Origin of the sequence: Bartonella sp. TT121SHDZB (assembly GCF_042193415.1) — a bacterium.
GTDB lineage: Bacteria > Pseudomonadota > Alphaproteobacteria > Rhizobiales > Rhizobiaceae > Bartonella.
Genome location: NZ_JBHILR010000019.1, coordinates 1 through 9,572 on the forward strand (window position 1 = coordinate 1; position 9,572 = coordinate 9,572).

Annotated in this window: 6 protein-coding genes and 1 pseudogene; all 7 read right to left on the reverse strand. The window is 40.3% G+C overall.

Going from position 1 to position 9,572, the window contains the following annotated elements; translation table 11 throughout:
• Positions 1 to 223: 223 nt before the first annotated feature.
• The 7 genes and pseudogenes from ACFIKI_RS08085 to ACFIKI_RS08115 all read right to left on the reverse strand — a co-directional run bounded on the left by ACFIKI_RS08085 (position 224) and on the right by ACFIKI_RS08115 (position 9,393).
• Entirely contained in the window at positions 224 to 553 is a 330-nt protein-coding gene (locus tag ACFIKI_RS08085; protein WP_375666707.1) for a hypothetical protein, read from the reverse strand.
• A gap of 13 nt (positions 554 to 566) precedes the next feature.
• Positions 567 to 4,295 carry an alanine-zipper protein gene (locus ACFIKI_RS08090; RefSeq protein ID WP_375666698.1) on the reverse strand — a complete coding sequence of 1,243 codons (3,729 nt, stop codon included), beginning with the start codon at positions 4,293 to 4,295 and terminating at the stop codon, positions 567 to 569.
• 34 nt (positions 4,296 to 4,329) lie between these two features.
• Positions 4,330 to 4,530, reverse strand: coding sequence for a hypothetical protein (locus tag ACFIKI_RS08095; protein WP_375666699.1), 201 nt, complete (start codon positions 4,528 to 4,530; stop codon positions 4,330 to 4,332).
• A 9-nt stretch (positions 4,531 to 4,539) separates the two neighbouring features.
• A complete protein-coding gene (locus tag ACFIKI_RS08100; RefSeq protein WP_375666701.1) occupies positions 4,540 to 5,658 on the reverse strand; it encodes a phage tail protein in 1,119 nt (372 codons plus the stop codon).
• Between the two features lie 7 nt (positions 5,659 to 5,665).
• Complete coding sequence (locus ACFIKI_RS08105; protein ID WP_375666703.1) at positions 5,666 to 6,691, reverse strand: phage tail protein; 1,026 nt, start codon at positions 6,689 to 6,691, stop codon at positions 5,666 to 5,668.
• Positions 6,675 to 7,052, reverse strand: a pseudogene (locus ACFIKI_RS08110) (lytic transglycosylase); the annotation flags it as partial. The gene ACFIKI_RS08105 and the pseudogene ACFIKI_RS08110, both read right to left, overlap by 17 nt.
• A gap of 1,561 nt (positions 7,053 to 8,613) precedes the next feature.
• A complete protein-coding gene (locus tag ACFIKI_RS08115; RefSeq protein ID WP_375666705.1) occupies positions 8,614 to 9,393 on the reverse strand; it encodes a hypothetical protein in 780 nt (259 codons plus the stop codon).
• Positions 9,394 to 9,572: the final 179 nt, after the last annotated feature.

The following is a 9,572-nucleotide window of genomic DNA, read 5'->3' on the forward strand; positions in this document are numbered from 1 at the left end:
ATGAATGATAACAGCTTTTCATTTCATTTGAATACACACATGCGTTATAATCTTTACATCATGATTTGCTTTTTATGCTCTATTCATACATGGCAATCTTATATAAAAAATAGTCAAATGAATCATGCATAAAAGAATGGATTCTTAAGTGGATTCATATAAAATAATTGCAAACAACATATTGACTTTATTGCGTTTTTTGATATGATATCTCTTAATGTCTCTATTGACTATGATCTTTAATCAACTGTTCGACTTCTTCAACACTAAAACCAAGCCTAAAGATCAGAGCGTGTGCGCTTTCCTGTAACTCATACTGACAACGCTTTTCTATAAAAGACCCCTCTAAATCAACCGGTATTTCTGTTTGTACACAAACTTTATGCGTGTCATCTGTAAGTCCCTCTTCTCCCTCTCCAAGCTCCTTGACAAAAATCCAATAAAAACGGGTTGCTAAAAGATCCTCTAGCCGCCTGACCGTTTCAATCTTATCAAAAGAAAGCATGTTCAAATAATCTTGCTTGCTATTTAAATGCTCCGGATAGTCTAGCATCTTCACATCCTCTCTAAACAAAACAACGGGGGTGGCTACAACCACGCGCTCCTAATGTCTCATTCCTGAAACTACGAGAATACTGACCATTACGATAAAAAACACCGTTATAGGCGCCACCACTCCAACTGCCTCCTCCGACTAAAACATTCATCTCTGTCTTAAAAGTCATCCTTCCTGCTGTTGTAGAAGGTATCTGTACTGGAAAAGTTTCTGATAAATATTGCGAAACATAACCGCAGCCATCTTCACACCCTATATGCGAGATCATCCGCCTATTTGACGTATCAATATGACCACCTGAACTCTTAGGAGATGGGGACTTCTTCCCATGAATACTTGTCTTATCATTGCTTCCATACATCGCAGACGCAAATGTCTCATCATTCAACAAGGACTTCTTTACACGCATCATATCTAATACATGCTCTGTATAGCTACGGTTCGTTGTGATAGGAACACCATACGCAGAGCGCGTATTCTCACCCATCCCTGACTGGAGATAAATATCAACCCAAAGATCTTTAGAGGGGTCATAAACCATTCCTTCTGGACTACTATGCGGGCGGTGATTCAAACACCAAACGGAATGGGGTAAAATATCCCCTGCCTCATAACCCGATAACGGGTGATCTTTTATACTACCAACATCCGCACAAAGCGTATGAAACCCCCCTATCTGTTTCGAAGTATCTAATGTATATCCATCGGGGTAGGTAGAGTTTTCAGACACAACAAGTTTATACGACTGTCTTGTATCAAACGCCAAATAAATGTAATAATCCTTCCCAGGCGTAAGAGAAGAAGGGACTGTGATCGTGTGATCCTCTGTATAGCTAACAAACGTAATCTCGCTCGTTAGCATCAAAGAGAGATGCGTTCCTTCTTTCAATTTCAATTCGTCTCTTTCTGTTGCTACAAGAAACGGTGTGGAAACAGAAATTACACTCAACTTTAATTGCTTCAGTAAATCAGTCAAACTAGAAGATCTACTTGTGCCACTACTTCTTTGTTGAGCGGTCATTGCTGCTTGTTTTGCTTCTTCTGCTAGGATCTTTGCACTCAAGGCTGCTGTATTCGCAGAATTGGCTGTTGCTGTTAGTGTTGCTAGGCTGTTCTTTACATCAACAAGCTCTTGCTTGGTCGTAGCAGCTGTGTTTTTTTCTTGCTCTACGACTTTCTTGATAGCATCAACCGTTTTTGATGTTTCCGAAAAATTAAACGAAATAAGGGATTTATTGGCTTGCTCTGCTATCGTTTTAGCTTCTTCTGCTGTCCTTTTCGCTCTATCGGCAACTTCCTTGGCTTCTCTTGCTTCACTCTTAGCTTCATATGCTCTGCTATCTGCTGCCTCGGCTTTTTTCTTGGCTTCTTCTGAGTACATTCGCGCTAAACTTACGGGAGCTTTAAAATTATCAACCACTTGATTGATATCTATAACGCGACTATTCGCTCCATAAGCAACGGTTTGCGCTTTTTCTGCTATTGATCGCGCTTGTCCTGCATCATGTTTGGCATAATCAGCTGTATCCTTAGCTTCTTTTGCTATTTTTTGCGCTTCATCTGCTGCGGCTTCTAAAGACGCCGCTTTTTTACCGGCGGTTTCTGCTGCCTTCTTTGCCTCTTCTGCTGTATATTTTGCACTGTTCGCTATATTCTTCGCTTTGCCTACTTCATCCTTCGCTTCATATGCTCTGCTACTTGCTGCCTCGGCTTTTTTCTTGGCTTCTTCTGAGTACATTCGCGCTAAACTTGCTGTGACTTTCGCTTCATCCGCTACAGATTTCGCATTACTAGCTACTTGTTTTATATCATCCAGAGTACTTTGAGATTCTTGTGCAATCTGCTCGGCGGATTCCGCTTTACTCTTCGCCTCTTGCGCTATAGCCTTAACCGCCTCTGCACTCACTTGACCTGCTGACTCTCCTGAACGCACCGCTGTCTCTGCTGATGCTTTGGCTTCATTGGCTATTCGCGTTGCTTCTCTTGCTTCTGTTAAGGCTGTAGCCGCTGTGGATTTCGCTTCATTCGTAATGGTCTCCACCCTTTCTGCCTTAGCCTTTACTTCTTCGGCTAAGGTTTTCGCTTCTCCAGACTTCGTTAAGGCTTCTGAAGCTTTTTCGCCTGTCTCAACGCAAATCTGTTTCGCTGTATTGGCTATTGACAATGCACTTTCTGCAACACCTTTCACTTCTTCAAGTGTTTTATTCGTTGCATCAAAAGATGCCTTGTTTTTCTGTACAAGTTTCTTTGTCTCTTCTGAGATTGTTTTAGCTTCCTCTGCAATCCCCTTTACATTATTGGCTGTGGTAGATGCCATATCCGACGTTGCTTTCGCAGCGGTCGCTTCTGTAAACGCATCAGTGGAAGCATTTTTGGCTTCTGTTGCTAATTGCTTGGCTTCTTCACAAACCCTCTTACTGTCTTGCGCAACTCTCTCGGCTTCCTCTGACTTCTTCTGAATGGCTTCTGCTAAACTTTTGCTTGCTTCCCCACCTTCACGGACCGCTTGTCTATCTGCTTGCAATGCTTGCTCTGCTGTTATCTTCGCTTCATTCGCTAATCTCGTTGCTTCTGAGGCTGTACGTGACACATCATCAACCTTCTTTTCAATGCCCAAAACTTTCTCTTGTGCCGCATCTACTGTACTCTTAGCTGCTTGCGAAAGCACATGCGCATCATCGGCTTTATTTTTCGCTTCAACGGCTATAACTTTCGCACCATCTGCTAAATGCTTCGCATTATTCGCTATCGTTTCTGCCGAATGCGCCGTCGTCTTAACTTCTTCAACCAACTGTTTAACTTCACCAGCTTTACTCTTGGCTTCCATCGCTACAGTTTCTACTGTTAAAGCCTTCTGTTGGGCTCCTTCCGCTGTCTGTTTTGCTGTCTCCGCTGTAGTCTTGATATGATCAACCGATTGTTTAAGATCATTAACGCCCGTCAATGCTCTCAAGGCGGTTTCTTTCGCTTCACCAGAAACCAAAGAGGCGGCTTCTGCTTTGTTTGTTGCCTCCTCTGCTTGAGAAGTTGCTGTAGAGGCAATTTGTTTGGCTGCTGTGGACAGTGTCTTGGCTTCTGCTGTTGCCAACTCTACTCTAGATGCTGTTGCCTTCAATGACCTGACTTCTGATAGGGCTTGCTCTGCTGTTCCATGCGCTTCTGTAGATGCTGTACTCGCTTTTTCCGATAAATCTTTTGCTTCTTCGGCCATTTGCTTGGCGGCTTCAGATGCACTCTTGGCTTCTTCGGCTAATCTTTCTGCCTCCTCTGACTTATTCTTGGATTCGGAAGCTCTCGTTTTCGCAACGCCGGCTTCTGTAAGAGCTCTGGATGCCATATCGTGCGCACTATCCGCTTGGCTTTTTGAAGCTCTTGCATCTTTCAATGCTTCATCGCATGCTGTCTTTGCTTCACGCGCTGTTGAATCTGCTCTTGTGGCTGTGGTCAAAGCTTGACCAACCGTAACCGCTGTGCCATCCGATAATTCTTTCGCATCATCTGCCACCCTTTTCGCGGCATCCGCTGTTTGCTTCGCTGCCGTGGATAATCCTAGCGCACGTTCTGAGATCTGCTGGACCTGAACCCCTTGTTCCGCACTCGCAAAGACTTCACGAGGATAAAGACTTGCCGTCCCTAACAATTTCGGGACAATAACCGTATCCTCTGAAACTCCCTCTATGATCTCTTCTTTCGTGGCTACCGGTATCTGATAGTCATGCGTATGATATGGTATCCCCATCGCCTTTCTTCCTCACATCATTCAAAATAAATGCCTAAAATAAACACGATTGTAATTCTTCAATCTCAGACTTTAATGCCTTTAGACTCTCTTCATGATCATTATTCAAAGAATCCTTCAAAAGGGTAACAAGGCTATTAAGCGGAGCATGTACAAAGCCACTCCCTGTATACAAAACAACCCGTACTTGAGACGGGTCGCTAAGTTCTGATATGGCAAACGCTTTTAATGACATTTCAACTCCTCATGTCTTAATCCCATAAACGATACTCACATTAACGGGACGCGTTTCAACGCCACCAAATGAACCCATCATGACTATATGATCATGCTCCCCTAAATCTTCCCCTGCCTGTTTGGGAATTCGATACGTCATCATTTGATCTCCATGCTTCAAGAAAAATGGATGTAAAGTATGGACTTTTTCTCCAATAAATGAAGGAGTTTCTGAAGGAAGTACAACTTCTCTTTCAAAGCCTTCATGGCACCTTTCCAATGCATCCCCACTTAAACCTATACATTCCTCGTCTAGATTAGGTCCATGTGGAATAATTGTATAACCTACAACAACACTCCTCTTCCTCCTCGTGCTATTTTCTACTGGAGAAAAAAAGCCAATATTGTGTTCATGACTTCTCAAAGAGCACTGTTGCACACTACCAAATATCCGCTCATGATCGACAAAACCTGTATAATCAAAACCACGCAAAAACATGCCCCGTAAATCTGGTACATTAAATGTTGTTTCATCGCCACCCTGACCCCACATCGTTCCTATTGTTGCAAAAAGAGTACGATATTTATCACGCGAATAAGAACGACCATCACAAGGGAGCCAACCTTCCGGCAATCTTTCCATGGCAAAAGCCCCAATAAAACCTGTAGGCAAATGTCTTAATTGTGGAGATTGTCTTATCGTAGGGTTGAGCAACTGCCATCCTGAAATCTCTTCATCATACACAAGTGTGTAAATACAACCTTGCTGTATTTCTCCTCCTATAAGCGGGAATAAACCGTTTTCCGTTGCCCTATAGACTAATTTGTTCGGTAGATCATTAATGAAAAAACTGGTCATACCAACATTACTCTCCCGCGCCTTAAACCGTAAAGAAAGACCATTGCTATAACGGGAAAGTGATGTGCTACTGTTTAAGCGAATGATCGTCTGTTGCTGGTGATGATCAATCTCAAAATGACTGTCAAGCGCTCCACCCGTATCCGATAAATATTCTCGCACGCGCTGCATCATCCCACGGGCACTATTGTTGACTGTATGAGGAGATTGACCTTCTGACCAATCAATCAAATCATCAGAACGCGTATTATCCGACGCTCTAAGCGACCAATCATAAATCGTTGACATCGCCACCTCAAGTTTTTATCGCATAAACGACCGATACATTAATCGGGCGCGTTTCACCTGTCCTATTTTCCAACGCTGTGAGATCTTGGGTATGGGGCTGCATAAAAGGAACACTCAAAACATCATAAGTTATAATATCTTCTTTTCTTACTCCAGAAATGGTTGAGACTCTCGATTTTTGATCTTCATCAAGCGAATGTCCCCATAAAGTTGTCGCCTCCCCATGCCAATAATGTTCATTATCCTCACTCATCTGTGAAACTGATATCCTATGACCTTCATGGATATGCGATTGGATGAAATCCTCTTGTACACTCCCAAAATTCCGTCCAACATCAATATTGCGCCCTCCATCAAATCCACGTAAAAACATCCCACGAAAATCAGGGATATTGAACGTTATAAACCCATCGCCACTCCCCCATGTCGTTCCTATTGCCGCAAAAAGATCACTATAAAGACGCCGTGAATAAACACTGCCATCACACAGTAACCAACCACTGGGAATTGCTTGCATAGCAAACGTCCCTATAAAACCTGCTGGATAAAGAGAACTTGCCAAACCTTGGGGTGATGTGATGGGGGTAGGATTAAGCAAATGCCATCCAGAAATTTCTTCATCATATACAAGCGTATAGATGCATCCAATTTGAATTTCCCCTCCCTCTAAAAAGGTTGCAACGCCGGTTTGTGATGCCTTGTAAACCGGCTTACTTGATAAGCTATTCAAAATAACTTTGGTCGCTCCAACATTCTTGCCACGCGCTTTAAAGCGCAAAACAATATCATTCTTATACTCTAAAAAGGCTGACTTGCTTTGCAACCTTATGACTGTCGTTTGATCTCCATGATCAACCGTAACAATCCCTTCAAGCGCTCCACCCGTATCCGATAAATATTCTCGCACGCGCTGCATCATCCCACGGGCACTATTGTTGATTGTACTAGGACGTTGTCCTTCTGACCAATCAATCAAATCATCAGAACGCGTATTATCCGACGCTCTAAGCGACCAATCATAAATCGTTGACATCTCTCGTGAATCCTAGTTTCGTGTAAAACGGTCCGTAAAACGCCCGCATGAATTGCGTCATCAAAGGATTATCATCATCATCACTCTCTTCTTCTTCCGAAGCTTCTTCTTGTGATGCTAATAATGCCCTTAAAACCTCTAACAAGTTGTCTCTATTTCTAATGCCACCCTGCACTATAGGACTTGCTCTATGAGGCTGCCCACCATACATCTGTAATACACGGTTGACAAAATCACTTGCACGCATAGCGTTGTTTCCACCATTCAAGCCAACCGCATTGCTCCCAACAATTTGCGCCGCATTGGCATGGGGATTTTGCAAAAGACGCGCGGCTCCTCCTGCACCTTGTTGATGCTCTATATCATATCAAAAAACACAATAAAGTCAATAGTTTGTTTGTAATTATTTTATATGAATCCACTTAAGAATCCACACTTTTATGCATGATTCATTTGATCATTTTTTATATAAGATTGCCATGTATGAATAGACCATAAAAAGCAAATCATGATGTAAAGATTATAACGCATGTGTGTATTCAAATGAAATGAAAAGCTGTTATCATTCATAACAGTTTATAAATTTTATGATACGTTTTTATCACTTAAAAATCGCATTGAAGTTAGTAATATAAACTTTTTTAATTTCGCTAAATTTTTAGCGAAACTATTATAAGCTTATAAGTTTAATTTATAAAATTGCATAAAAAGATTTAAAGACAAAATCATATTTAAAACGCTTTCTAAAAATTTAGAAAACGATAGGCAGGCATTATACAGATCCTATCATCACAACAGATATGAAATTCAAAACGCTATATCTTATGAAATGAAAAGCCTTTTAATGAATAGATTGCAGGCTAGTCTTTAAGAACGGAACTATTCGCTTCCACAAAAAAATGGAGGCAAATAATGCCATGGCAGTAGAATAACTATCTACTTTAGATTTGGTACTAAAAACGTTTTAAAAGTTATAGTTTAAAAATACGAAACCAAAAGAGCTCTTTCCAAATTTGGGGGCAGCTATTTAGACAAGATAAGCAAACAAACTTCAAAACCATTGTAACATCATAAGGTATGGGTTTTTACTCAATTTTGAGTCAAAAGCTGTAATATTTAAGAATGCTCTATTCTAAGATAATGCCTCCAAAAATGGAAAAGCTGTAATATTTAAGAATGCTCTATTCTAAGATAATGCCTCCAAAAATGGACCGGCTAATATTTAAAGAAATTAGGTTTTAATGAAAAGTACAAATACGCTTATGAGAACCTCTTTAAATGCACGTTTAAACGTTTGAAACATAAAATGAGATCTTTATAAGAAACGTTAAAACTTTTTTTTATTACAGTTATAACTTAGTTATCATTTGCTCTTAAGAACGTTTCATTTATGAAAAACGAAGATCTAGATTTCACAGCAGAGCAAAATCTTGAAAACCTTACACTTTATAAAACCATAATTGTTTATTTATCTTATGAAAAGCTGCTTTTGAAACCTAACGCTCGTAAATGTAAAAAGAACGTTTTTACAAGACATTCACTTAATATGCATTTGCTTTTGATTGGATTGTTAAAGCTACCGAGCGTTTTGATTTGTTTGATACGTTTGATAGCCATAACAAGCGTTTATAGGCTCTCTCATTCAAATGAGTGATTAAAGATCATACGCACATTTACGTTCCTTTTGATAAGTTTTCATAAAGATAATAGAGCGCTTGCAATATGATACGTTTTGTATATATGCACTGATTACTCCATTGTGGATGATTCATTTTAATCAATAAGAAACGCTATTTGAAAGCCGCGTCATATCACTTGGCACGGCTTTCTTTTATGAATGCTCTCTTTTATGAGATGTTTATAGCAATGCATTTTATATGCGTTTATACACCATAAAGAAAGCACGCCCCCCACGCCGTTCTTTATTCTGTTTTATCAGTTATATTGACAACATTATCCCTTTCATAAACCTCACATTTTTTTGGAACCAACCTTACTTTGCTTTTTTTATTGATTTTTGCATTGCCATAAACACGCCCCCAGATCGTTGCACAATATGAGATTTTAGCATTGCCATAAACAGAGCCATAAATCTCACAAGAGCCACTCACACAAGCATTTCCATAAACCTTGCCATAAATTTTAGCACGACCATTAATAACAGCATAATTATAAATTTTTGCATGGCTATAAATGCAAGCAGAGCCAGAAACCTTGGCATGACCATAAACGCGTGCATAACTAAAAACCGTAGCATCATAAGAAACATGCGCATGATCATAAATATGAGCATCAGCAAGAATGCGGGCACTACCATTCACATGAGCATACCCATAAACATTGCCATAAACATGAGCATTGCTATAGACAAAAGCATGGTCATAAACTTTAGCATATTGAGAGATAAAAGCTTTTCCATAGACCTCAGCATTGCCATAAACTTGACCACAGACTTGAGAAAAATGGCGTATTTTTGCATTTTCATACACTCTTGCATGACCATAGACACAAGCCTCATCATAGACCCAGCAATTACCATCATGGGATAGGTTAACTTCCTTTTCAATAAAGCCGCCTAAAGACCCCGCCTTTACATCATCAAAATCTTTTAAAGCTTTAATGCGATAAAGGCTTATAATATTTCGAGTAAGAGCATGTTTGATTTTTTTGATTTCACTGGTTAATTCATATTTTTTGCACATAAGAAGACCCTCACAATCTAATGTGATAAACGTTTGATAAAATTTGAAATGGAAAAATTGAGTTGGAAAGCAGGCGCCCCCGCCGCGCCAGAGGCAATTTATGCAGCGTTATTTTCAATAATCTTTACAACGGTATCGTTTTCATAAACCTCACAATTTATGGGAACCCAATATAAATC

Bases quoted from the DNA above. Each gene is read 5' to 3' on its own strand.
- ACFIKI_RS08100 (WP_375666701.1), bottom strand. From the start codon at position 5,658: ATGTCAACGATTTATGATTGGTCGCTTAGAGCGTCGGATAATACGCGT.
- ACFIKI_RS08115 (WP_375666705.1), bottom strand. From the start codon at position 9,393: ATGTGCAAAAAATATGAATTAACCAGTGAAATCAAAAAAATCAAACAT.
- ACFIKI_RS08090 (WP_375666698.1), bottom strand. From the start codon at position 4,295: ATGGGGATACCATATCATACGCATGACTATCAGATACCGGTAGCCACG.
- ACFIKI_RS08085 (WP_375666707.1), bottom strand. From the start codon at position 553: ATGCTAGACTATCCGGAGCATTTAAATAGCAAGCAAGATTATTTGAAC.
- ACFIKI_RS08095 (WP_375666699.1), bottom strand. From the start codon at position 4,530: ATGTCATTAAAAGCGTTTGCCATATCAGAACTTAGCGACCCGTCTCAA.
- ACFIKI_RS08105 (WP_375666703.1), bottom strand. From the start codon at position 6,691: ATGTCAACGATTTATGATTGGTCGCTTAGAGCGTCGGATAATACGCGT.